The organism is Pseudoalteromonas sp. ASV78 (assembly GCF_047806705.1).
Classification (GTDB): Bacteria; Pseudomonadota; Gammaproteobacteria; order Enterobacterales; family Alteromonadaceae; genus Pseudoalteromonas; species Pseudoalteromonas prydzensis_A.
The window spans coordinates 660,568-686,291 of the sequence record NZ_JBLOPA010000002.1 but is presented as its reverse complement, the minus strand read 5'-3'; the positions used below and the strand labels follow the sequence as shown (position 1 = coordinate 686,291).

The following is a 25,724-nucleotide window of genomic DNA, read 5'->3' as shown; positions in this document are numbered from 1 at the left end:
CGTTGTTTAAACTTAAAAGCCTCGGACTACCCGAGGCTTTTTATTTTCTAGAATATGACCTTTGTCTAACCGAAAGTGGTTGCGTTACAAATAGTATGATAATACTATCAATGAGGTTAGCATTAAATTTACAATAATAAGCAATACAATGGTCATCAGTGTGATAAAACAAAGAATAGGTGACCTTTATTCTTTTAAATATGAAGTATTAAGGTACAACGTATTTTAAAAATCAGGTAGTTGTATGGAAAATCAAAAGTTATCAGTTGTAGAAAAAGTCGGTTTTGGTGCCGGTGATATGGCAGTCAATGTGATGGTTGCTGCATTATTTTATTTTATGTCGTTTTTCTACACCGACATTTATGGTCTTGACCCTGTTGATATGGGTATCCTATTTTTAGTGGCGCGTTTTGTTGATGCGTTTACTGATCCACTTATGGGCGTTATTACCGACAAAGTAAAAACTCGCTGGGGCCAGTTCCGCCATTGGTTCTTATTCTTATCAGTGCCTTATGGTATCTCGATAGTTCTGCTCTTCACCACTCCTGATTTTGATTACAACATGAAGTTGGTATGGGCTTACCTTACTTATTTATTTGCCACCTTGATGTTTACCGGTGTGGCTATTCCTTATATTTCCTACATTGGTGTATTAACCGCAGATCCAAAAGAGCGTTTATCGGCTAATGGTTATCGGATGTTCTTTGCAAAAATAGCCAATGTTATTATCGTATTTTCTGTGCCTTTATTGGCATCAATGTGGGGCGGTGGTGATATTGCCCATGGTTATAAACTGGCAATGATTTTAGTATCTACTTGCGGCGTCGCATTGTTCTTATTTTGCTTTTTTACCACGCGCGAACGAATTACCCACGAGCCGCAAACCGAAAGTATCGCAACCCAATTTAAAGCACTTCTGCAAAATGATCAGTGGTTATTATTGTGTGCAGCCTGTGTGCTTGGCACGTTAGGTTATGCAATTCGCGGTAGTGTCGCCATGTATTATGCGACTTATTATCTGGGGGTACCTGATTTAGCTGGGGCCTTTACCAGTGCCGGTATTGCCGCATCAATTGTGTCAATGGTCGCCAGTACCTGGATCACCCAGCGTTATTGTAAAATGAAGCTATTCCGCCAGTCACAAATCGCTGTGTTACTCATTTCTGTCGTGATGTATTTTGCTGTGCAACCAGGGGATGTGTACCTTGCTTTTGTATTATACATAATCCTTTCTTTTGTGGTTGATTTACATGCCCCTGTATTTTGGTCTGCGATTGCTGAAGCGGTTGATTACGGTGAAATTAAAGATGGTGTGCGTGCGTCTGGTTTATCGTTTGGTGGTATCTCATTCTGTCAAAAAGCCGGCGGTGGTTTAGCGGGTTTAGCGGGCGGTCTATTACTGGCATTTTTTGAATACAAACCAAATGTTGAGCAATCTGAATTTACGCTTATGGGTCTGGCTTTAATGCTCACGGTTATCCCTGGGGTTTTCCACGCATTACTCGGTTTTATTTTGAAGAAATACAAAATTACCGATCAGTACTATACCGAGATGGTGAGCAAGCAAAGTTTACCTAAGTAACGCTATTAAAATAATAAATAATTATAAGGACTTTGGATATGTTTGTAGCAATCAAAGGAGGCTTGCGTCAATTAGCAAGTGCCTCTGCCATTTTAGTGATGTTAACTGCGTGTAGCGAGCAAACTCAAAATGCAGCGGGTGAAGTTACACATGCTGAACAAGCTGACAAAAGCAGCCAACAACAGCTCTTTGCACTTAATCAAGTAAGTTTAAGTGCAGGTCCTTTTTTACACGCGCAACAAACTAACGTGCGTTATTTGTTAGCATTACATCCTGATCAGTTATTAGCTCCTTACTTACGAGAAGCAGGTATCGAGCCCAAGGCTTCGTCTTATGGTAATTGGGAAAACACCGGCCTTGATGGTCATATTGGTGGGCATTACTTATCAGCGCTAAGCCTTGCTTGGGCAGCCACGGGCGATGAAGAATTAAAGCGCCGTTTGCAGTATATGCTGAATGAATTGCAACGAGCCCAGCAAGCAAATAATGGCTATTTAGGCGGTATTCCTGATGGCCAAGCAATGTGGCAAGAAATTCATGATGGTAATATTAAAGCCGATTTATTTAGTTTAAATGATCGTTGGGTGCCACTTTATAATATAGATAAAACGTTTCACGGCTTGCGTGATGCGTATTTGATTGCAGGTAGTGAGCAAGCAAAAACCATGTTATTGAGATTAGGTGAATGGTTCCTAAACTTAACCGCTAAGTTAACTGATCAGCAAATTCAACAGATGCTGTATTCAGAATATGGCGGTTTAAATGCGGTATTTGCCGATATGGCAACGATAAGTAGCGATAAACGTTATTTAAAACTGGCGCAGCAATTTACCCATAACAGCATTATTGATCCCCTTTTAGAAAAACAAGACAAGCTGACCGGTTTACACGCGAATACGCAAATTCCAAAAATTATTGGTATGTTAAAAGTAGCGGATGCCAGTGATGATGAGGCGTGGCAACAAGGCGCTGATTATTTTTGGCAAACAGTGACTAAAGAGCGCTCAGTGGCTATTGGTGGTAACAGTGTGCGTGAGCATTTTCACGATAAAAACGATTTTACCCCGATGGTTGAAGACGTTGAAGGCCCTGAAACCTGTAACACTTACAACATGATGAAACTCAGTAAACTGTTGTTTCTCAAAACCGCGGATACCCGTTATTTAGATTACTATGAGCGGGCAACGTATAACCATATTTTATCGTCGCAACACCCTGGACATGGTGGTTTGGTTTATTTTACCTCAATGCGACCAGGCCATTACCGCACCTATTCATCGGTGCAAGATTCTATGTGGTGTTGTGTCGGCTCTGGCATTGAAAACCACAGTAAATACGCTGAGCTAATTTACAGCAAACATGATGATAACTTATGGGTAAACTTATTTATCCCCAGTACGCTTAATTGGCATCAGCAAGGGTTAAAAGTAACCCAGCAAAGCCATTTTCCTGATGCTAATAATATTACGCTGGTTATTAACACATTAGATAAAAACTACAATGCAACCGCGCAGTTGCATATTCGTAAACCAAGTTGGGTTAACGATGAATTACAATTTCAGCTCAATGGCAACGCTATAAGCGCCACTGCAGCGCAGGGTTATTACACAGTCAAACATGACTGGCAGGATGGCGATAAGTTAACTTTTACCTTAGCGCCAACATTATCCACAGAGCAATTGCCTGATGGCCAAGATTATTACGCTGTGTTGTATGGCCCGGTAGTTATGGCCACCAAAGTACAGGCATTTAAAAACGAGCAGTTAAATTTTGTGGCAGATAGCAGTCGCATGGGTCACATCGCCGCAGGGCCTACCTGTCCACCTGAAGCACTGCCTATCATGCTAAGCGAACCAGCACAATTCCTTGCTGATTTGAAGCGCACACCAAGTGCAGAGCTGGCATTTACCACAGATAAAAATGTCGCAATTGCTCAGCAGGGCATAGGGAGTACGCAAACCACCCAGCTCATTCCGTTCTTTAGGTTGCATGATAGTCGCTACCAAGTTTATTGGCCGCAGCAAAGTGAAGCTGAGTTTACGCAATTTGTGAAAGATGCAAAAGCAGCAGAGCAAGCAAAAGAGCAGTTACGACTATTGACTGTTGACCAAATTACACCGGGTGAGCAACAGCCTGAAGTCGAGCATGACTTTAAAGGTGAAAATACCCGCGCCGGGGTTAATAATGGTCATCATTGGCGTGATGCAACGGGTTGGTTTGAATACAAATTAGCTAACCCAGCACAGCAAGCTGTGGCACTGCGTATTCGTTACTTTAATGCGGATGTGGGTCGCAAGTTTACCATTACCATTAACGGCGAGACGCTAGCACAAGTCAGCTTACCGGCTAAACAAACTGATGAAGAGTTTTACAGCATTGATTATCCGTTAACCGATGCGATGCAACAAGCAGCGTCATTGACATTGCGTTTTAGCGCAGCGCAAGGATCTATTGCTGGCGGTATTTACGGCATTCGTCTGATCAATAACAATTAGCAGGGTGAGTATGAATTTACACCATTGTGAGGGTACGCACTCTAAAGTAAGTACGCGGCGTTACCCGCTCGCAGAGCAATACATAACACAGCCGGGTGTGCATGTAACAAGTTCTGGCTTAATGTATCGCATAATTGAACCCGGCAGTGGCGAAACTCCCTCATGGGATGCAACCGTTAAGGTGCAGCAACGCGTAATGACAGCAACAGGTCATGTACTTTATGACACGCGACAAATCGAGCAATTGGCCGAGTATGAGATAGCAGAAGCGATCGAAGGTTTGCAAGAGGCGTTAATGCTGATGCCAAAGGGCAGCCGTTATGAGTTATTAATTCTACCTCATCTTGCCTACGATATTTACAGTGTGGCACTTAATGAATCTTTAGCGACCAGTAGCGAACAGCTGATTTTTATGGATATTAAACTTATTGATTTTAGCGAGTAATAGCGGTGCTAGAGTAGTAATTTTTGTGTTAAGAATGCAATATATCAAAACAAAAAAACCTGCAAAAAATGCAGGTTTTTTAGTTTAGTTACTAACACTGTGAGGTTACTTTTCAATCAGCTTAGTGGTGCGCTTATTTAGATCGTTACTATCAACCACAGGCCAGTTATCGTCCCATGTTATAGGTAAAATGCGCAGCTTTTGTAAGCCATTATCTGCTGACTCATAAGCATGCAGTACTAAGTAATCTTTACCGTCAAAGGTATAAGCGGCATTATGACCAAGCGCTACCCAATCTTTATTCCCTTCGATCACCAGTGAACCACCGCCATTATTTAAGTCGCGACCTTCTTTATCAAAGTATGGGCCTTCCACATTCTTACTGCGTCCTACACGAACATTGTAAGTACTGTCTAAACCTTGGCAGCATTTATCAAACGACACAAATAAATAGTAATAACCATTCTTTTTAAAGATATACGGCGCTTCTACAGGGCCGTGTTCAGTGTTAGGGCGTGCTGAAATGCTATGCCATTCTTGCGGCTGGGCAAGTCGTACCATGTCATCATCAAGTTTAACTAACTTAAGACCGCCCCAGAACGAACCAAAACTCATCCATGGCGTGCCATTGTCATCTTCAACAATTGCAGGGTCAATCGCATTCCAATCATCGCGCTCAGGCACAGACTGTATAACAATGCCGTGATCAATCCATTTATAGTCAGGAGAGCTAGGATCAAGGGTTTCGTTTACGGTAACACCAATTGCTGAAGTATTTTTGCCAAACGCAGAAACAGAATAATACAGATAAAACTTGCCATCTTTTTGATAGATATCGGGCGCCCAAAGGTGACCACCAAAGTCATTGGCAATGCGTTTTGCCCAGCTTGGCTCATCTTTAAATACACGACCAGTAAGCTGCCAATTTTTCAGGTCTTTGGATCCGTAATAAGTGATGCCCATACCCGTGCTAAAGACGTAATAAGTGTCGCCTTCTTTGGTCATAACTGGGTCGTGTACTTCAACCTGTTTAGCCATGACGTTACTTGCTAAGCAAAGTAATGTACTTGCACCGAGCAATTTACAAGCTTGAGTGAGTTTTCTTGCGTGTTTCATAGTTGCTTACCTTTTTTATTTTAATCATTACACTTATTCAGCTACTATAATATATGTAATACAATATTAACAATGAAAACAAGACAAATAACAGGATAAAAATTATGCTAAAAAAACGCGCTCTATTTGCCATTATGAGTATGTTACTTGCCATGCCAATCTTTAGTTATGCAGATGCTAATAGCAGCACCAGTGTAGCACCAATCGACAATCCAATTGTATTGCAACGTGCCGATCCTTGGCTAGTACGCGATGAAAAAACGGGTTGTTATACCTTTATTGGCACCTCTCCTAAGTTTGACGAAATAGAGCTACGCCAAGCGTGTCGACTTAATGATTTGAAACTAGCTGAGCCAAAAGTGATTTGGCAAAAAAATGCCAAAGGCCCGATGAGTACCAATATTTGGGCACCAGAGCTGCATAAAGTCGATGGCAGTTGGTATATTCATTTTGCGGCCGGTAATATTGAAAAACCGTTTAGTATTCGCATGTATGTCCTAAAAAATGACAGTGAAAACCCGATGGACGGGCCGTGGCAAGAAATGGGGCAGTTAAAAACTCACCTCGATAGCTTTTCATTAGACGCCACAACATTTAGCCATAATGGCAAACACTACTTAGTCTGGGCACAGCAAAACCAGCCTGCAACATATAACTCTGCATTGTGGATTGCCGAAATGGATTCGCCCACTTCGATTAAACAGCCGATTGTTGCTATAACAGAGCCGACTTTAGATTGGGAAATACAAGGTTATAAGGTTAATGAAGGTGCTGCTGTGTTGGTGCGTGAGGGAAAAGTGCTACTTACGTATTCTGCCAGTGCGACCGATCATCGTTATGCAATGGGTTTATTATGGGCCGATGCTGATGCCGACTTACTCGACCCTGCAAGCTGGCATAAAAAGCAGCAGCCGATTTTTGCTAGTAACGAAAAAGTAGGGCGTTTTGGCCCTGGTCACAGTAGCTTTGTAAAAGCAGAAGATGGCGTCACCGATTTATTGATTTACCACAGCCGTGATTATAAAGAGCTACAGGGTACACCACTGACAGATCCAAACCGCCATGCGCGAGCACGTATTATAAAGTGGGATGACCAAGGTTTTCCTATTTTGTCTAACGAAAAAGGAGACTAATTATTATTAGTCTCTCATAGTTAGGGTTTAATACTGTCAGATATATGCCGATGATAGTGATTTAAACTATTAAACTATTAAACTATTAAACTATTAAACTATTAAAATATTTATAGTTCAATTACATAAGGATGCGCCAACATCCTTTTTCGCTGCTCACTTGTCAGTCCTTTTGCTGTGGCTGTCAATGGAATACGATGCATAAGGTTGTTGGCGTCAGTACTGGTGAGATCGTCCTCAGTGCCATTGGCTTCGATTGGATGAGTTAATCCGAGATAATGACCAATCTCGTGCGCCGTTAATCGGGCTATTTCGTTCACAGTCCCGGGAGAGCTTTGGGGGAGATCACAATTAGTACGTGATACAAAAATACCATCTGCCATTCCTACACCACCAGGAATTCGGGGAGTAAACCCTGCTAAATCGTGTAGACCAAAAGCATTGTGTTGTTTCAGACACTGGCCAATAACTATATCAATGGTATTGTCATTTTTACTTTTAAGCATAGATAATATGTTTACTAAAGGTGATATATCAGTAGCGCTTTGCATCACTATTTCAGCATCGTTAATAATCTCAACATTGGTTACTGCAACGCTAAGATCTAACTCAAGGGCAATCAACCAAGAAAGCGATTCAACATTTATCTCTGCTGCAATTGCTGAGCTTAGAGCAAACCTGACTTTGATACCCGGGTTCGCTGGCATATCAGATACTAGCATTTCCACGTTAATATCGTTGGCTAATACTTCACTCGTAGAAGAGGGATCACAAGCAATCGGTTTAAAATTCACCTTAGTGACTTCAGCTGCGGTCCCCTCTAATACAAACATGCCTTGTTGATACAGTTTACTGGTGCGCCAAAGGCTTTTATTGGTGCTCGTTTGCTCTGTTATGAGTTGCTCCCCATTAACATTCACAGCAGATGAAACGATTAAGCATCCCTGTGGCACGGTGGATACTCGAAGAGCCCTGCGAGCGTCACTTAGAGGCGGCTTTACAGCAAAAATTTTACTGGCTGTAGTGCCCTGATAGTTGACTTTAAGTGGTGCCCAATCAGTTTGCTTATTAACTTGTTCAGTATTACAACCCACTAAAGTAACGGTCGCACCCAGGAACAACACGACGAATAGCTTTCTCATCGAAGATCCTTGGCGGGGAGATACCTACCAATGCGTTTTTTAACGTGAACGTCAGTTTCACGTTTATATTGAGTAACTAACAGTTTTTTAGCTGTTTCTGTCTGTTGCGCGCCAAGTAAGTCGATACTCGCAACCCGTAACTGTGGATCCGATGAATTTATACGCATTGCAAGGGCATCAACAACGTCAGATGAAGCGGCGCCACTGTCTTTAAGCGCCTTGATTAAAGCCGTGCTTACTGATGAATTATTTTCTGAGCTAAGGGCCTTCAGTAGTACTGGCTGGGCTTGCTCTGAAGGTAGTCGTGCTAGTGCATCAGCAGCCCTACGACGGGTAGTGTCAGACTGAGATGTTAATTGCTCACTTAGTATATCTGTAAATGCAGGATCCGCGGTATTACCCATACTATCAATAAGAGTAAGCCGGTCACTTATAGTTGCGGTATCTGCAAACTGTTGTTGCAGTGAGTCTATGATGTGCTCACGCAATACGGGGTCATCAGAACGGTCGACCATAGTACCCACACCTAATAAACTGCTATTACCGGCAATATCTTTGATGGTTGCTCGCGAGAGCAAAAGGTCAGCGACTTCCTGAGTGGGCACTCCTATATCGGCCAATGCGGATGCGGCTCTTGATTGATCCCCTTGGCTGAGGTTAGCATCAAACACCATTTCAGATAACGCTTGAGTTGCGTTCCTTAAACCTGATAATTGCAGTGCTAAAAAAGCGGTTGGACGGGCATCGTCGTCAAGCTCTGCATATATCTGTGATACTAACAAATCGACATCTTCAGGATGCTCTTTAAGCCAAGCTGCCATTTCTAGGGCTGCAGCATAATAACGTGGCGAAGACTCTTTTATAGCACTAATAAAACTACTAAAAGCTTGCTCATAGCTTTGATAGCTCACAACAACTTCGCTAAATTGTGCTGGTAAGTCATACGGAGTCAATTTTTCTGCCATGCTCCAGTCTACTTGTTCAATAGTAGTAAATAAACCTTCATCACGGTGCAATGAAAATTTTTGCAACATCACTATTTCAGGTTCATTTTGTACTTTTACACTGATCTCTTCTTCACCAGTTATAGATTGCCACCACAAAGGGTTGGCTCTATTGAAGGTCGCCGTTGCAGTTGATTTATTCAGTGACAGCATCAACCCAAAGTTATCAACTGCCCCTCTAATGAGGTGATCAGTTTTATCACGCTGGATCTGAAGAGGTGATCCATTGATTAAACTAAAATGTGCAGTGTAATCACCCAGGCCGTCTAACGCTGAAAGTTGCCATTGGGAAGTATCCGCCTTTGGTAATGCAAACGTTAAATTATCCAATAGGGCAGCAACCAACAAACGCGTTTTTGCTTCCCATGACTTTGTAAACGCAGTGCTGGTTATTTTGCAATTTTTGTTAACCTCTAAAAAGAATATTTTCCCTTGCGGTGATTCAGCACGTTCCTCTAGTAGAGTCATATCTTGTTCCAGCTTTACATTACTGAAACTTGCTCTTATCTGAGCTGTATCTCCACTTAGTTTATCAACATGCCAACTCATAATCCCTGCAAATACATCACTGTGATTTTGTGCTGTGACCGATGACTCTATTTTGAATGCAGTCGTTTGACCTTCGCTGAATTGACAGCTTGCCGTCGGCGAAAAGCCGACGACAGCGTGTTGTTTTGGTTTATTTTCTAACCCTAATAGCATGAAAACAGTCACAACAATAATGACGATAGCGCCAGTTAGTAACAAGGTTTTCATAGTTAGTTCTCTCATCTTTAAATCTCTCATTTATAACGCGGTATCATCACTAAAGAAGTTCAAGTGTGCCTGATGTGCTGCGTCTAAGTAGTTGTTGAGTAATGGGTCTTGATGAGAAGCTAGCAAGGGTAACGGACTTGCTACGACGGAATCGGAATACTTTAATTGATCCTACCAACTTAATTTTTCCGCTGATTGTTTGCAAAGTGTGGTCTAGCTCAACATTGCCTCGAACTAGCACTCGTTCATCATTAGTAAGGCCAAAACCTAGCGTTCCGGTTAATGGAAATCTATGCTCTAGAAAACGTAATTGAGCGTTAACACCTGCTTTGACAATACGTAAGTTCAAGCCACCAAATACCAATCCAGTGAAGCTAAAGTTAGGTGCTACAGTGCGACGAATATAACCACAAGTAGTGACTTGTTCCTCAGATACAAGTAAAGTTTGACACTCTACTACATCGCTTAAAAAATCCATGTCATCATCGACGTCAAGCCCTATGCGGCCACCGGCACTAATTTTAAAACCTAACCGCACAGGGCCAAAACCAAACCCTAAGCTTGCTACTTCCTGACTCTTATCTTGTTTGAATTCATTTTTTATTTTCAGGTGTTTTTTGCCTTGTTCACTATTATCACTATGCCCGGCAACCACTTTGTTAAATGCTTTAATTTGATGAAAATAAGATGATTGATCTTTTGTAACGATTGCCTCAGCTAAGGCTTCAGCAATTTTTATATTAAAACTTCTGCCAATATTACCCTTTAATACTATCTCTCCAGTGGCTCGACTTAAAATACCGTTACGCTTTAGCGTGTTATCAATATCCATTTCTGATTCAATGCTTATACGAGAGCTACCAGGCCTACGTTTTTGATTTTTCTTAAATGCGACTTGGCTCGCTGCTGAAATGTTATTACTTTCTCGTTCTAGATTTATATCAACGTCTTTGCAATCATTAGTTAAATCATCTTCATTACCGTCTTGCGCAAAGCTAGTTTCAATACAACCACGTAAAATGAAAAAGGTCTCGTTAGCAAGTGTGCCTGTAAAAAGCGTATCGAAATCCGTTTGCTTTAAATACAAGTCATGATTAACTTGATCAGCAATACCTGGTTGAATTTCACTAAATTGATAAGAGTCTACGGTACTGCCATTTTCTTGACCTATCATTAAATCAAGTACTACACCTTGGTTGTTTTGTGGAATTAATTTATAAGTGAGTGTTGCAGACGATGGTAATTGATTAAGTTGCTTTAGTTGTTCTTCACTCATGCCATACGTTAGTTCTTGTTTGATAGTAAGGCCTGAACTAGGGTCAACAACTTCTAAGTCTTGTGGAATTTCATCATCATTGATTTTAGAAAAATAAGGATCTGCACCATTAAAAATAAAGCCAGACTGTACAGATAACACTGGGGTAGCTGATTCTCCTTCATGTGTAATAGCCAATAAACCAACAGATGATTCAGTTGTTAATTCATACTCTACATCTACGCCAGCTTCACGTAATGTAATAACGGGCATGTTAGCATCAACATTACCATTGATTTCTTCGCCATCGCGATAAAAACCAATTTGTAACTCAACTTCTTTACCTTCTGCCGCTAAGGTTTGGCACTCACTTATAGGCCAAATAAATACGTTATCTACAACGGTAGGTTCGCCGTTACCTAGTACTTCTACATCAATCGCATTAGAGCTACAGATAATCGGCGCAGCCGGATCAACTGGATTTTTTTCTACAAAACTAAAGCTAACCGGAACATTGGTATTATCAGTAATATCTTTACTGGTATTTCGTATTGTGAACGAAACAGGTATACGGTGATTGAGGGCAAACGTTTTTGTGGTATCAAAGTCCATTGCAAAATTAGACATTTCGATATCAAAGTCAACAGGAGCGGGCTCTTCGACTGATGGGGAGTTATCACCACATGCACTTAATGCCGCTAGCATCACTAATATATTAATAGCGCGAAGTGGTTTGTTAATTATCATTGTTACATTTCTCTAATTAAATTAAATATCTAACAATAATAGCGACCTTGCGTGGTAATCCCCGTCGTAGCTAACGTGGTAATTTCCGTGGTATTTGTTATATGCTCAGCAAGCTTGTATTTGAATAGTGTTTGGTCTTTATACTTCGCTACCACGCTCTAAACGTTACACCTTTTTTTAATTTGAAGAGAAGCAGGCTGTTGTAAAAAAACTAACGGTTAAAGAGCAATCGGCATGAGTGATCAGTGATATAATTATTCCCATTCAAACATGGTTTTTATCCTACCTAAATCAGAGATTAGATCTCTGACCAGTAAAAGTACGCTTTACATAACATATAAAGTGGTAAATATTGTGCGAAAATAACGACTGTTATAAAACACAGTAGTCAAAATCGAATTCTATAGGGATGTGTTTTATGGTCTTATCAATAAAGATGTTAGGGGAATTAACAGTGTTGCGTGATAGCAAGTCACAAACATTACCTACGTCTAAAAGAACACGCGCATTGCTTGCTTATCTAGCATTCACATCAAGGCCGCACCGTAGAGATCGTTTATGTGAAGTTTTTTGGGAAATACCAGATGACATTAAAGGTGCTTTGCGATGGTCGTTAAGTAAAATTAGACCTTATGTGAATGACGAGGAATGTGAACGCTTAGTAGCAGATAGAGAACGCGTTAATTTACTAAGTGTAGATATTGAAATTGATGTGCATGTTATTACTGAAAAAGTAAAACAAGCTGATTTATCTGCCAACGAGTTAGAGACTGTTTTAGCCCAATTACAAAGTCAATTTTTAGAGGGGATTGACTTACCAAACCAAGCGCTATTTCAGCAATGGTTGACAGCTGAACGCCAGCAACTGCAGAATCTGCGTGCCAAAGTGTTACAAAAACTCAGTTACCATGGCGATGTGGAATTTTCTAAAAGGTTACAATACGCTAGAGATTGGCAAACTCTTGATCCCTTTAATCCCTATGCTGCCACTCAGCTCATTACTCAATTAGAGCTATCAGGTAAATTTAATGAAGTTAAAAAGCTGTCAAATGAGTTCGAAAAGCGCTTTAACCGAGCAGGTATCAATTGGTCGAAAGACAGTAGTTTAAAAGCTAACCCTGATGAAATCCCCAAAGCTATTAATCAATCAGAAGTACGAGAGTTATTGGCACGACAGAAGGTACAGTTTTGTAAAGCGAAGGATGGAGTGAGCATTGCTTATGCATCTGTTGGTAAAGGTTTGCCGATAATTAAAGCTGCAAATTGGCTAAGTCATCTTGAGCATGATTGGAACTCTCCAATTTGGAGCCCTTTGTTTCGTGATTTAGCACAGAGCCATCATTTTTTCCGTTATGATGAGCGTGGTAACGGGCTATCTGATTGGAATGTTAAAGATATTTCCTTCGAATCTTTTGTGACTGATCTCGAATCAGTTGTTGAAGCTAGTGGTCATCAGCAGTTTTCTCTATTGGGGATATCGCAAGGGGCCGCCGTATCCATTGAATATGCGATAAGGCATCCTGAGCGGGTTAAACATTTAATTTTATTTGGAGGGTATGCTGCAGGTTGGCGTATTGATGCAACAGAGAAGACGATCAAAGAAAGAGAAGCAGTGATGACACTAACAGAGATTGGCTGGGGGCAGAATAATCCATCTTATCGGCAAATATTTTCTTTAACTTTTATGCCCAGTGCGAATGTTGATGAACTTGCTTGGTTTAATGAGTTTCAACGCCTGACAACATCTGCGGATAATGCGGTACGTTTTCTTTCAGTTTTTGGTGATATCGATGTACGAGAACAACTTGCTAAGTTAAAGGTGCCTACATTAGTACTGCATTCTTTAGGCGATGAACGTATACCTATTAGTGTAGGACGTGATCTTGCCGCTGCTATTCCTAATGCTGAGTTTGTTGGCTTAGAAAGCGATGGTCATTTGTTACTGGGTAGAGAGCCAGCATCAAAAGTATTTGTTGATACTATTCGTGATTTTATTGCGCGACATTAACGAAATCATAATAGAGCATAACAATAAAAATACTGCTAGTTCAGAGTCTTATCTGGCTTAGTGAGCATCAGCTTACTATCTATTACAAAGAAGTCTTGATTAAAAAAGGGGGGGATAACACCCCCCATAAACGTGGGAACAATTAATTTTTACCAGAAACGGTAGTAAATAAACGCAGTGATACCAATGATCCCAGCGGTATGAATGTAATCCCATTTATCTAAGCCAGCAGCGACTTCTTTTAATGTTGCTTTATCAAGGCTTGAGAAAGTTAAGCCTTTGAGCTGTTCATCACTGGCAGGTTTAGTGAAAATACTCACTACTATCATCAGCACCACAACCACCACAAACAGTAAAATACAGTAGTACAACCAGTTCATATCGGTGATCCACGCCAATGGCGAACCAGCTAAACTATCTTTAAATGGCAGTAACACTAAGCGGATCATACCCAGTACAAAGCCAGACACTAAGCCAGCAAAACCAGCAGCAGGGGTGATACGTTTACTGCATAAACCTAATAAGAATACGGCAGCAATACCAGGGGCAATCAGTGATTGCACGCTTTGCAGATATTCATACAGTACGTCTGCAATCAAGCTCATAATAGGTATCCACAATAAACCTAAAATAACAATTGCGACGGTTGCTAAACGGCCCACTTTTAACAAGTGCTTTTCGCTTGATTCAGGTTTGAACTTCTTATAAAAATCGATAGTAAATAAGGTGGCTGACGAATTAAATAACGAGGCTAACGAGCTCATTAATGCGGCAACAAGACCACCAATTACAATGCCTTTAACACCAGAAGGGAGCAGCTCGGCAACTAATGTTGGAAATGCCTGATCGGCGCTATCATAGCTAATAATGCCTTTTGCTTTTAATGCGTAAGCGATCATCCCTGGTACTAAAAAGATAAAAATAGGCAGTAACTTTAAGTAACCTGCAAACATAGTACCGCGACGCGCTTCTTTAATGCCTTTCGCTGAAAGTACCCGTTGTACGATATATTGGTCGGTACACCAGTACCAAAAACCAATAATAAATGAACCAAAAATGATGCCCGGCCATGGAAACTCTGTATCAGAGGCGCTGCGAATTAAATGCATATTTACATCATTTAAACGCTCAACTTCTGACCAGCCACCGACTTTATCTAAACCAACGACTAAGATAACCACAGAGCCGATGATCAGCACCGGCGTTTGTAATACTGATGTCCACATTATCGCTTTCATGCCACCAAGTACGGTGTAGATACCCGTGATCACCACTAAGGCAATGGCGGAGATCCAGAAAAAATCAATGCCCCAAATGCTCTCGATACCTAGGATTGTTTTAAAGGCAATTCCCCCAGCATAAACGGTAACCGCGACCTTAGTGAGTACATAACTGATCAGGGAAATAACCGACAAGAAAGTACGCGATTTGGAGTTAAAGCGGCGCTCTAAAAACTCCGGCATGGTATAAACTTTACTACTCCAATAAAATGGTACGAAGACCCAACCAAGTAATAATATTATCCACGATTGCATTTCCCAGTGCGCTAACGCCATACCTGATTGTGCACCCGCGCCGGATAAACCAACTAAATGCTCAGAGCCAATGTTGGAGGCAAATATTGACGCCCCAATCACTAACCAACTAGCATTACGACCCGCTAAAAAATAATCTGTAGTATCTTCTTCTTTTTGCCTCATTGAGACGACGACAACAGCTAACAACAAGACAAAAAATCCTGCTAGCACCAGCCAGTCTAGTGTACTTAATTCGATCATCTTTGATTCCATTTAAGCCCGAAATCGACTTCGGTAAATTTGTGTGTAATAAAAATATTATAATACAAATAAGTTAAATGAAAGATATTTGTTAAAAATAGTGTTGTTATAAGTTAAAGAACTTTATGAACGAAAATGACCCTACATTAATCTTGGTAAGTGATTTGTAAGATGACGCAGGAAAATTATAGTAGTATCATACAATAAGTATTTTTAAAGGAACGGTTTGTTTATGGCACGCATTGAAAATTTAAATTTGTCACAACAGGTAACCAATGAGCTAGGTAAAGCCATCATTAATGGCCATTACACAGCGGAATCAGGTTTACCTACTGAAGCAAAATTATGTGAAGAGTATGGCATTAGTCGTACTGCTATTCGTGAAGCTGTAAAAATGCTTGCAGCAAAGGGACTTATATCATCACGACCACGTCAAGGCATTCGTGTGGAGCCTGCAAATACATGGAATTTATATGATACAAGTGTTTTAAAATGGTTACTTGAAAGCAGCCCATCACTGTATGTATTAAAAGAATTTTTGCAAGTACGTTTAGCCATTGAGCCACAAGCGGCGGCACTTGCAGCAAGACGCGGTGACCAAGCGGCGATTGCCGAAATTGCCGTTGCGCTTGAAAATATGCAAGCTGCTGCTGATGCACCTGATGGCGAAATCCACGAAGCTGATTTGTCTTTTCATACTGCTATATTATTTGCCAGCGGTAATCGCTTTTTCTTCCAGTTACGTGATTTTATTCGTACCGCATTAAATGTCAGTATTCAACATACTACACCGGCCAAGGGCAGTAAAAAAGCCATTGCGGATGAACATTTTAAAGTGTACCAAGCAATTTTAAATGGTGAGCCTGAGCGTGCTAAAAATATGATGACGTACATGATTGATGAAGCTATGTCATTCATTGAAAAAGAAATTGCTGAAAAAGAGTCACAAAACGCAGCGAAATAACCATGTTTTGTTAATGAATTATCTTAATACTTAAGGAAATCATGCCAGTCTCAACATCACACACAACACGTTATCCAAGTCTCGCTGGTAAAAGTGTTTTTATTACCGGCGGTGCAACGGGCATTGGTGAAGTCATGGTAAAACGCTTTTGCGAGCAGCATGCGAAAGTGACTTTTATTGATATTGCCAAACAGCAAGGTGAGCAATTATGCCAGCAATTAGCTGGGCAATATCGCTTTGATCCACAGTATATTTACTGTGATCTTCGTGACATTGAGCAATTAAAAGCAGCCATTGAAACGACCGGTAAAACACAAGGTGAGATCAGTGTGTTGATCAACAATGCTGCTGACGATACGCGTCATGTTGCTGATAGTATGAGTGTTGAATACTGGGACGATAAATTAGCGGTTAATTTACGTCCTTGTTTTTTTTCAGCGCAAGCAGTAGCCCCGCAAATGCAGCGCATTGGCGGTGGTAGCATCATAAATATGGGCTCAGTGAGTTGGCGTATTAAGCAAACTGGCATGCCTGCTTATACCACGGCAAAAGCGGGCATTGAAGGGTTAACACGCTCATTAGCTGCAACATATGGTAAAGATAATATTCGTATTAACACCTTAGTACCTGGCTGGGTGATGACTGAACGGCAAATTACCCATTGGTTAACACCAGAAATGATTGAAAATGTTAGGCATAATCAATGTATCAATGAAACATTACAAGCTGATGATATTGTCAATGCGGCATTATTTTTAGCTGCCGATGACAGTAAAATGATGACCGCACAATCGCTCGTTATTGACGCCGGTTGGACCTAACAGGAATAAAAAAATTTACCTAACACTAATGATATTATAATATTAGAATACTATTGGCTGTATATTAGTCAAAACCAGCTTAAAAGGTAGAAATGCGTTGCCCGATATTGTACTCGTTTATTTTATATTGATCATAGGAGCATGTTTACAGTGCGTGATTGGCTTTGGACTAGGCTTACTGTGCGTGCCAATTCTATACTGGTTGATGCCAGAACTCGTGCCCGCGCCGATGATCCTCAATGCCCTGTTGATCACCGCACTATTAACCGTGAAACACCGTGGCGCGATCGATATCAAACAAACCGGCTATTCTATTTTTGGTGGGGCAATAGGCGTGCTTAGCGCAGCTGCTGTTATGGTGTATGTGGACTCTGAGCAATATCGGTTGTTATTAGGTAGTTGTTTATTACTTGCTGTAGGCCTGTCTTTAACGGGTTGGTCACCTAAATTAACTATGCTATCAAATCTTGTTGCGTCTATTGCATCAGGCTTTATTGGCACTACTACCTCGGCGGGCGGCGCGCCGATGGGACTACTCTATCAAGCACAAAATAAAGACAAAATTAAAGCCAACCTGAGTATCTTTTTCGTGTTTATCAATCTATTTGGCATTATTGCTTTATTAGTAACAGGCTCCGCTGATATGAAGGATATTGTGTTATTTTTAAAATGCTTACCTGCAATATTAATTGGTTGGGGAGCGTCGTACTTTGTTAATAATAGCATCAACGAAAAAGCCACTCGCAGATTAATTATTTTGGTCGCGAGTTTTTCAGGCCTAGCGCTTATTTTTATTCACCGTTAATATGTTAGCCTCCAATCTGGTTTTAAATTAGGTTAGCTTTAAATTAGGTGTTTATGGCAATTAGCGCAATAAAAATGATCATCCCTTGCCAATGCTTACTTGGCGAAGGCCCTTATTTCAGTCGTACTTTTAACTGCTTGTTTTGGGTTGATATTTTAAGCAAAGTTCTGTATCGCTTTGATTGCACACAGCAAACATTACACACTGTGCAAATGCCAGAGTCTATCTGTTGGCTGATGGAAAGCCACGATCAACAGCTTATCGCTGGGTTTGAAAATGCCATTTATTACCTCGACAGCAACACCCTGCAAAGAACATCGCTGTATTGCCAACTAAATGAGCCCGAAGGCAATCGTTTAAATGACGCTAAAACTGATCGCAACGGCAATTTGTTTTTTGGCACTATGGATAAGCTTGAGCAACAAAACTTGGGTTCATTGTATCGACTTGGCAATGGTAAAAGCTTGCAAAAAGTTGATAGCAATTATGTGATCAGTAATGGCCCTGCAATTAGTAAAGATGGTCGCACACTTTATTCAACAGAATCCTCAACTCAGACTATTTATCAATTTGATTTAAATGCCCAAGGTGAACTCAGCAACAAACGCGTATTCGTAAAATTTGACCAAACAATGGGTTTTCCCGATGGCATGACAGTCGATAACGACAATCACTTATGGGTCGCGTCATGGAATGGTCATGGCCTTTATCGTTTTTGTGAAAATGGCACTATTGTGCATTTTTATCGGCTCCCCGCACCTAGGATCACCAGCCTCACTTTTTTTGGCGATGACCTAACAACCATCGCCGTTACCTCCGCCCGCATTGGTCTTGAACCTGAGGTACTAACACAATATCCCTACAGCGGCGCTGTATTTATTTTACAAGCCGATATACAAGGAATAGCAGAAACGCCCGCGCAGCTGTGAGCACAATCAGTCAAGGCGTCTTTTTTAGTGCCAGGATAAAATGTTAGTATGCCAGTATATATTTGCATAAATGAGCCGCTATGAAAGCAAACACTACTTTTTTACAAAATGTAAAACAATCAACCACAGCAAAGCCAAGCTCTGAGTTAGAACTATTATGGCAACGTATAGAAAAACACACTAAGCGCAACGCTAATTTTGATACTAAAAAGCAAGGTTTATTTACTCAGTTCAAAGAACAAGTAGAGCCGCATGAGCAGTATCAAGCACAGATGATTGCACAGCAAGTTATTCATTTAAGTCAATTTATTCCACGTAAGAGCTTAACTGTTGAGCAGCGAAGTGAACTGGTGGATTGGATAAATGCAGATTTAGATTATCTATCAAATCACCCGTTTACAGGTGACTTAGATATAGCTGCAATATCACATACATTTCGCTCACAGCTGGATAAGCATAACCAAGCCGCGGTAAACGACATTCCCGCATCTGAGTTGAATATGTTCAGGGCCATGCTACAGCAAGATTTTCCTAGTTTAGAATTAACCGATGAACAATTAAAGGAAATTACGCTTGATCCTAAACTGCTTTATCAACACTTAGATGAACAAGGCTTGGGTGATAACGCAGAGCATGAGCCAAACAGCACTGATGAAGCGTTTAATGCCGGCGATGCGTATAGCGATGATGATGAAGATTGGGAAGACTTTTTTGACCAATATGAACATTTTGATCGTGATGAAATTAAACAACAAAAGACAAACTCAAAATTAGAAAAACTCTTTAAGAGTTCGCAATTAAACAAAATGTATAAACGTTTAGCGTCAAAATTGCACCCCGATAAAGAGCCAGATCCAGCAAAAAAAGCTGAAAAACACCAGTTAATGCAACAACTCGGCGAAGCACGCAAAGCAAAAGACGGCTTTACCTTATTGCAGCTTTATATAACGCATTTTGACGACGATGTAGACTTTGACGAAGAAACCAAAGCAAACCTAGTACCGTTACTACAAAATAAAATAGCTGAGTTAAATGCGCTTCATCGCAGGCAAAAACAAGGCAACGATGAACATACACTGGTATGGCGCAAGTTTAACGGCCGTAGTAAAGCACAGATCAAAGAAAACTTTGCAAATCATATAGCAGCTTTAAATAATGAATGTGATGAAATTGCAGAGCGCTTAGGCTATTGCACAACCGTAAAATTACTCAAAGAAGAGCTAAACGATCGGATTTTAGACAAACGCCATATGCCAGCATCTTTTCAAGCCGCGCTCGAAAGTATGTTTAATTTTTGATCTAAAACAAACCATTCACGCAGAAAAGGAATTCTGCTTGTAAACAATAGTTTTTCTGATAACTTATGTTAACAACAATAAAAATAATAGTGCAGGGAATGCATGACCCCACAATTCGATTATATTTGCCAACGTCGTTTTCACTTTATTGAACTAATCGTACATTGGGAAGGGCGGTTAACGACCAACCACTTGCAAAAACATTTTGCTATTAGTCGTTCAAGTGCTTCTAACATCATTCAAGATTACGTTAGGTTTCACCCCGATTTCTTACGCTACAATAGTTCGCTTAAAGGTTATCAAGCGACTGAATATTTTAACCCTTGCTTAAATGAGTTAGACCTAAGTGCGTACTTAAAAATCGCCAAGCAAAGTGAAGATACGGTCAGTTTGCAGCAGTTCACTTGGCTCAATTCACCACTTGCTGATATTGCCCCTAAAAAAGTACGGGGTGTATTACAAGCACTTAATAGCCAATTAAGAGTGGATGTAGGTTACGCATCGGTGTCGAGCCCTGACTTTGAAGCTAGGATCATCAGCCCGCATAATCTAGTGTTTGATGGTATGCGCTGGCATGTACGCGCCTATTGTGAAAAGAACCGTGATTTTAGAGACTTTGTACTCACCCGTTTTAATGGCGAATATGAATTTGAAGGTAATGCCGAATATGACCAAAGTCACGACACATTATGGCAAACACAATTAGACGTTGTTATTGAACCTGATCCTCGTTTAACCCCAGAGCGAGCCCATATTATCGCCCTCGATCATCAAATGACCAAGCAGCCAAATGGCCGTTACCAACGTACAATAAACGTACGCGCCGCATTATTACTCTACTTGTTAAAGCAATTACACCTAGACAGCTACCAAGCCAAACCCGAAGCCCAGCAAATTATTTTAAGCCCAGAATGTTTAGAGGCACTAAAACCCTATATGGCATGGTGATTTAAAACATGCGTAAAAGATCAGCAGGTGATAAATGTACAGTGTTGTTGAAATGTTTATGCAGTCTTAAAGTGAGTAAACTCAAAAAATAGGAATTGGCATGGAAAACTTTAGCCCATCAGATTTAAAGGCAATTTTACATTCAAAGCGAGCGAATATTTATTATTTGGAATATTGCCGGGTAATGCAAAAAGATGGCCGCGTGCTTTACTTGACTGAAAGTAGTAAAGAGAATCTTTATTTTAATATTCCTATCGCCAATACTACCGTTATTCTATTAGGAAATGGCACATCAATAACCCAAGCCGCTATGCGAATGTTAGCCCAAGCAGGTGTATTAGTTGGGTTTAGTGGCGGAGGAGCAACGCCACTTTATATGGGATGTGAAATTGAATGGATGACACCACAAAGTGAATACAGACCTACCGAATATTTACAAGGTTGGATGCAATTTTGGTTTGATGATGAAAAGCGTTTAGCAGCGGCAAAAACGTTTCAGCAAGCGCGTATCAACTTTTTACAAAAAGTGTGGCAAAAAGATCGAGACTTAAAAAACGAAGGGTTTGACTTTAATAATGAGCGGATACAAAACGCGTTAGATACATTCCATACCCGAACAGATGCCGCAAGAAAACAATCCGACTTACTACTCACTGAAGCACAACTAACCAAAGCGCTTTATAAATTTGCTGCAAATAGCACGAATACTGAAAACTTTACCCGACAACATCAAAGTACCGACTTAGCCAATGACTTTTTAAATCATGGCAACTACTTAGCTTATGGTCTTGCCGCGAGTTGTTTGTGGGTGTTAGGCATACCTAATGGTTTTGCCGTTATGCACGGAAAAACCAGACGCGGGGCTTTAGTGTTTGACATTGCCGACTTAATAAAAGACGCATTAGTACTACCTTGGGCATTTATTTGCGCCAAAGAAAACGCCACCGAGCAAGAATTTCGCCAACAAATACTACAAGCCTTTACCGATCATAAAGCACTCGATTTTATGTTTGATACGGTAAAAAGCATCGCTCTGGCAGATGAGTTGGGAGTTGATGAACATGCTTAACCTTATTGTAGGTCGTGCTTTAGCGCGTCAAAGTGCAGAAGGCATAATGCCATGATGGTCACTTTTATATCGCAATGTGAAAAAAATGCCTTAAAGAAAACCCGCCGCGTACTCGATGCCTTTGCCAACCGCATAGGCGACAACACCTGGCAAACCCTGATCACCGAAGACGGCCTATTAACCGTTAAAAAAATGCTCCGTCAAACCGCCAGCAAAAGCACCGCCGTAAGTTGTCATTGGATCAGAAGCCGTTCACGTAGCCAGTTTTTGTGGGTGGTGGGCAATAAGAGTAAATTTAATTGTGAGGGAGTAGTGCCTGTTAATTGTACGAGAAGAAATTTGTTAAACAGTGAAATAGAAAATGACTGGAAATACTTACCCTTAATTAAGTCACTTACTGCACTTTCAGCATTGTTCCATGATTGGGGAAAAGCGTCTTGTTTATTTCAAGAGAAGTTAAATCCTGATAGCAAAAATAAATTTAAAGGTGATCCGTTAAGGCATGAGTGGATTTCTGTTTTATTACTCAATGCATTGGTAAACAATAAATCGGATGAGACATGGTTAAGTGACCTGATAGGCAATGGTGTAAATGAAAGTGAATTAAAGCAAAGCGTTAAAACACAAAATCAAACACCATTAGATAAGCTACCTAATGGTGCTAAATTACTGGCTTGGTTAATTGTATCTCACCATCGTTTACCCTATATAAAAAGTGACTGGCGTGATGAAAAGGCACCTGATTTGTCCGCTATGCTTAAACGCATAACCCAAGAATGGGGATATGAAAACACACAAGATCCTGCAGAATACAATAAACGTGTTAAATATTGTTTTGAATTTCAAAATGGCTTGTTATCTGAATCGAAAGAATGGCGAAAACAAGTAAAGCGTTGGGCAACTAGCCTAATAAATAATTTACCTTTGCTTGAAGCTGCTATGCAAGATGGTAGCTATCGTTTGGTGCTACATCATGCGCGCTTGTGTTTGATGTTAGGTGATTACTATTATTCATCACAAGATGCCGCCAAAAACTGGCAAGATAACACAGGGCTATTCGCTAATACGGATCGAGATACCAGTGAGCTAAAGCAAAAACTTGATGAACACTTAGTCGGTGTCGCAAAAAATGCGCTTAATACCGCACATTTATTGCCTGCATTTGAAAAAGAACCACCGGTTGCAACTGACATTCAAGTACTAAGAAAAGCAAGTCCCACAGCATTTAAATGGCAAGATAAAGCCGTTACCAAAATTACTGAATGGAAAACACAGCAAGACAAAAAAGTAACAGGTTTTTTCGCGGTTAATATGGCAAGCACTGGCTGTGGTAAAACCTTTGCCAATGCTAAAGTAATGCGTGTGTTATCGGCTGACGGAAAAAGCTTACGTTATATTCTTGCTCTCGGTTTAAGAACATTAACTTTGCAAACAGGCGATGAATACCGCGATAGAATTTTTAAATCCGATGAAGAGGCGAAAAAAAACCTAGCTATATTAATAGGCTCAAGAGCGGTTGCAGAGCTGCATAATCAACGAGAAATTAAACAAGATGAAATCACTGACGAGGTACTAGGCTCAGAGTCGCAAGAAGCCTTATTAGATGAATTTATAGATTATGATTGTGAAATACCCGAAGAAGGGCTAAGTACCGTATTAACGTGCACTAAAGATAAACAGTTTTTATATGCACCAGTGTTGGCGTGCACCATTGATCACTTAATGGCGGCAACAGAAACCAAACGAGGTGGGCGCTATATCTTGCCTAGTTTACGGTTAATGTCGTCTGACCTTGTTATTGATGAAATAGATGATTTTACCGGTGATGATTTAATCGCAATTGGCAGATTAATTCATTTAGCGGGTATGTTAGGTAGGAAAGTGATGATTTCATCAGCAACTATCCCGCCCGATTTAGCGGTAGGTTATTTTAATACTTACAAAAAAGGCTGGCAAATTTTCACCAAAAGTCGAGACGAAGCAAAAGCTGAAATAGGCTGCGCATGGATAGATGAATTTACCACACACGTTTATAGCGTGAACGTAACACAAAGTAATAGCGCCCTTGAACAATATCAAGCTAATCACAGCAACTTTATAGACAAACGTGTTAACAACCTAAATAAACAAGTCGCTAAACGTAAAGCTGACATTGTGCCTTGCCCTTTACTTTCGATAGAAGCCTCAACGCCAAAAAATGAAGCTGAAGAAAGTAAACAAATACATTACTTTTCAACGATTAAACAAGCTGCATTAGTTAAACATCAACATCACCACAGTGTTGACGTTAAAACAGCCATTAATGTGTCATTTGGTGTAATACGTGTTGCCAATATTTCTCCCTGTGTTGCATTAACTAAATATTTATTACAAGCAGATTATCCACAAAATACTCAAGTAAAAGTAATGGCATATCATAGCCAACAAGTTCTGTTGCTACGACATGAACAAGAGAAACACTTAGATGACGTATTAAAACGCAAAGAAAAAGCTGGTGTACCACAACAAGCATTTTCCAACCCAGTGATCCGTAATCATCTCGACTCATGCGCTAAAAATAATAGTCATATTAATAATATGCTGTTTATTTTAGTCGCCACACCTGTTGAAGAAGTAGGGCGAGATCATGACTTTGACTGGGCAGTTATTGAACCCTCATCTTATCGCTCAATTGTGCAATTAGCTGGGCGTGTAAGACGTCACAGAGCAGAGGTAGTTGAGTTGGCTAATATTGGCGTAATGCAATATAACCTCAAGGCATTTAAAACTAATGATAAGCAAGGTGGCAAATATTTCATTAAACCGGGTTATGAAGACGGTTGGGATAAAACCCTACACAGCCATGACCTCAATAAATTAGTGAATGAAACACGTATTAACGAAAGCTTAAATGCTATTCCTAGAATAAAAGTACCTACACAAGCAGATAAACAGTTATTAGCGTTTATAGAGCATCAAGTAACGGCAGCACAATTAACAAACTTTTCTGCATTTGGCGTAAACACCCTACAAGGTTACTTAACCGAAACATGGTACTTAACGGCTTTGCCACAAGTGTTAATCCCTTTTAGAAAAAGTGAGCCTAGCATTAATTTATTCTTGTTTTACAACGAAAATGAAGACGAATGCTATTTCACTGAAAAAGACGAAAAAGGTAAGCCTTTAGTTGATATTAATGATCAAGTAATCAATCGAGAAACGATACAAAACATCAAGAAAATAGAATTAACAGAACAGCAGCGACAAAATTTATGGTTTGAACGTAATTATCAAAGCTTGTTAACCAAGTACCTAAGTGAACCGTGGTTAGCTACACCTAAGCGGGTGTCATTACGTTACGGAGAAATAAATATGGTAGAACGTGAAAACGCACAATACGAATATAACGACCAGTTTGGGTTGATTAGAGTGAATAAAAAAGGAGGTTAA

At 40.4% G+C, this 25,724-nt stretch carries 18 protein-coding genes; 13 read left to right on the top strand and 5 right to left on the bottom strand.

The genetic code is table 11. The annotated features are described in order from the left end of the window. Positions 1 to 244: 244 nt before the first annotated feature. Genes ACMVDV_RS21045 through ACMVDV_RS21035 form a run of 3 tightly spaced genes read left to right on the top strand, consistent with a single transcriptional unit; the run spans position 245 to position 4,522 of the window. On the top strand, positions 245 to 1,582 hold the full coding sequence (locus tag ACMVDV_RS21045; RefSeq protein WP_416159530.1) for an MFS transporter: 1,338 nt from the start codon (positions 245 to 247) through the stop codon (positions 1,580 to 1,582). A 38-nt stretch (positions 1,583 to 1,620) separates the two neighbouring features. After that, complete coding sequence (locus ACMVDV_RS21040; protein ID WP_416159529.1) at positions 1,621 to 4,077, top strand: beta-L-arabinofuranosidase domain-containing protein; 2,457 nt, start codon at positions 1,621 to 1,623, stop codon at positions 4,075 to 4,077. A 10-nt stretch (positions 4,078 to 4,087) separates the two neighbouring features. After that, on the top strand, positions 4,088 to 4,522 hold the full coding sequence (locus tag ACMVDV_RS21035; RefSeq protein WP_304185360.1) for an FKBP-type peptidyl-prolyl cis-trans isomerase: 435 nt from the start codon (positions 4,088 to 4,090) through the stop codon (positions 4,520 to 4,522). A 105-nt stretch (positions 4,523 to 4,627) separates the two neighbouring features. On the opposite strand, the gene ACMVDV_RS21030 is transcribed toward ACMVDV_RS21035, so the two are convergent. Next, positions 4,628 to 5,638: an arabinan endo-1,5-alpha-L-arabinosidase gene (locus tag ACMVDV_RS21030; protein WP_416159528.1), complete on the bottom strand. Its 1,011-nt coding sequence runs from the start codon at positions 5,636 to 5,638 to the stop codon at positions 4,628 to 4,630. 104 nt (positions 5,639 to 5,742) lie between these two features. Here ACMVDV_RS21030 and ACMVDV_RS21025 point away from each other — a divergent pair, with 104 nt between their 5' ends. Then, the gene (locus ACMVDV_RS21025; protein ID WP_416159527.1) at positions 5,743 to 6,771 is read left to right on the top strand and encodes a family 43 glycosylhydrolase; all 1,029 of its coding nucleotides are present in this window, start codon (positions 5,743 to 5,745) and stop codon (positions 6,769 to 6,771) included. Between the two features lie 110 nt (positions 6,772 to 6,881). On the opposite strand, the gene ACMVDV_RS21020 is transcribed toward ACMVDV_RS21025, so the two are convergent. From ACMVDV_RS21020 to ACMVDV_RS21010, 3 genes are read right to left on the bottom strand one after another with little or no spacing between them, the layout of a single operon-like run. Then, on the bottom strand, positions 6,882 to 7,913 hold the full coding sequence (locus tag ACMVDV_RS21020; protein ID WP_416159526.1) for a zinc-dependent metalloprotease family protein: 1,032 nt from the start codon (positions 7,911 to 7,913) through the stop codon (positions 6,882 to 6,884). Continuing rightward, positions 7,910 to 9,688, bottom strand: a complete 1,779-nt coding sequence (locus ACMVDV_RS21015) for a HEAT repeat domain-containing protein (protein WP_416159525.1) — start codon at positions 9,686 to 9,688, stop codon at positions 7,910 to 7,912. Before ACMVDV_RS21015 ends, ACMVDV_RS21020 begins: the two co-directional genes overlap by 4 nt. 34 nt (positions 9,689 to 9,722) lie before the next feature. Further along, on the bottom strand, positions 9,723 to 11,675 hold the full coding sequence (locus tag ACMVDV_RS21010) for a hypothetical protein (RefSeq protein ID WP_416159524.1): 1,953 nt from the start codon (positions 11,673 to 11,675) through the stop codon (positions 9,723 to 9,725). 418 nt (positions 11,676 to 12,093) lie between these two features. On the opposite strand from ACMVDV_RS21010, the gene ACMVDV_RS21005 reads away from it, so the two are divergent. Continuing rightward, the gene (locus ACMVDV_RS21005; protein ID WP_416159523.1) at positions 12,094 to 13,683 is read left to right on the top strand and encodes an alpha/beta fold hydrolase; all 1,590 of its coding nucleotides are present in this window, start codon (positions 12,094 to 12,096) and stop codon (positions 13,681 to 13,683) included. Positions 13,684 to 13,832: 149 nt separating this feature from the next. Here ACMVDV_RS21005 and ACMVDV_RS21000 read toward each other — a convergent pair whose 3' ends face one another. Continuing rightward, positions 13,833 to 15,461 (bottom strand): sodium:solute symporter, encoded by a 1,629-nt coding sequence (locus ACMVDV_RS21000; protein ID WP_192541350.1) that lies wholly within the window; start codon positions 15,459 to 15,461, stop codon positions 13,833 to 13,835. A gap of 232 nt (positions 15,462 to 15,693) precedes the next feature. Between ACMVDV_RS21000 and ACMVDV_RS20995 the strand changes: the two genes are divergently transcribed. The 8 genes from ACMVDV_RS20995 (at position 15,694) to cas3f (ending at position 25,724) form a co-directional block, all read left to right on the top strand. Continuing rightward, entirely contained in the window at positions 15,694 to 16,425 is a 732-nt protein-coding gene (locus tag ACMVDV_RS20995) for a FadR/GntR family transcriptional regulator (protein ID WP_304185352.1), read from the top strand. A gap of 41 nt (positions 16,426 to 16,466) precedes the next feature. After that, positions 16,467 to 17,246 (top strand): SDR family NAD(P)-dependent oxidoreductase, encoded by a 780-nt coding sequence (locus ACMVDV_RS20990; protein WP_304185351.1) that lies wholly within the window; start codon positions 16,467 to 16,469, stop codon positions 17,244 to 17,246. Positions 17,247 to 17,343: 97 nt separating this feature from the next. Beyond that, positions 17,344 to 18,051 carry a sulfite exporter TauE/SafE family protein gene (locus ACMVDV_RS20985; RefSeq protein ID WP_304185350.1) on the top strand — a complete coding sequence of 236 codons (708 nt, stop codon included), beginning with the start codon at positions 17,344 to 17,346 and terminating at the stop codon, positions 18,049 to 18,051. Between the two features lie 53 nt (positions 18,052 to 18,104). After that, positions 18,105 to 18,980 (top strand): SMP-30/gluconolactonase/LRE family protein, encoded by an 876-nt coding sequence (locus tag ACMVDV_RS20980; RefSeq protein ID WP_416159522.1) that lies wholly within the window; start codon positions 18,105 to 18,107, stop codon positions 18,978 to 18,980. A gap of 80 nt (positions 18,981 to 19,060) precedes the next feature. Further along, positions 19,061 to 20,278: a J domain-containing protein gene (locus tag ACMVDV_RS20975; RefSeq protein WP_416159521.1), complete on the top strand. Its 1,218-nt coding sequence runs from the start codon at positions 19,061 to 19,063 to the stop codon at positions 20,276 to 20,278. Between the two features lie 102 nt (positions 20,279 to 20,380). After that, positions 20,381 to 21,226, top strand: coding sequence for a WYL domain-containing protein (locus tag ACMVDV_RS20970; protein ID WP_416159520.1), 846 nt, complete (start codon positions 20,381 to 20,383; stop codon positions 21,224 to 21,226). A gap of 100 nt (positions 21,227 to 21,326) precedes the next feature. Beyond that, a complete protein-coding gene (gene cas1f / locus ACMVDV_RS20965) occupies positions 21,327 to 22,295 on the top strand; it encodes a type I-F CRISPR-associated endonuclease Cas1f (RefSeq protein ID WP_416159519.1) in 969 nt (322 codons plus the stop codon). A gap of 51 nt (positions 22,296 to 22,346) precedes the next feature. Further along, complete coding sequence (gene cas3f, locus ACMVDV_RS20960; RefSeq protein WP_416159518.1) at positions 22,347 to 25,724, top strand: type I-F CRISPR-associated helicase Cas3f; 3,378 nt, start codon at positions 22,347 to 22,349, stop codon at positions 25,722 to 25,724.